This window comes from Polaromonas sp. P1_G2 (genome assembly GCF_056405515.1).
The window spans coordinates 1-416 of sequence record NZ_JBFUBY010001360.1; the positions used below are offsets into that span (position 1 = coordinate 1).

1 protein-coding gene is annotated in these 416 nt (G+C 59.9%); it reads left to right on the forward strand.

Translation table 11 applies throughout. From position 1 onward, the window contains the following. Positions 1-416, forward strand: a 416-nt coding sequence (locus AC1D0P_RS30560) for a beta-barrel domain-containing protein (RefSeq protein ID WP_477680159.1), incomplete at both ends; no start/stop codon positions are given.

A 416-nucleotide genomic window follows, 5' to 3' on the forward strand; every position in this document is an offset into this window, starting at 1 on the left:
ACATGCAGGTGCATGCGGTCCGTCAGGTCATCCGCGCCGCCGAGCCGATGATGGAGATCGTGCCCGACAATGTGAAGCTCGTCGTCAGCGTCCAGGTGCCGCCGTCGCAGATCGATCAGGTGCATCTCAACACGCCGGTGATCATCCGCTTCAACAGCTTCGACCATCGCCATACGCCCGATCTCAAGGGGGTGGTCAAACGCGTCTCGGCCGACATCATCACCAATGAGCGCACCGGCCAGAGTTTCTACCAGGTGTCGATCAGCATCCTGCCGGGTGAGGAGAAATACCTAGGCACCAATGCGGAGATCATTCCGGGCATGCCGGTGGAAGCCTTCATCAAGACGACCGAGCGCACTCCGTTCGACTACCTGATCCGGCCGCTGACGAGCTATTTCGGCAAGTCGATGCTGGAA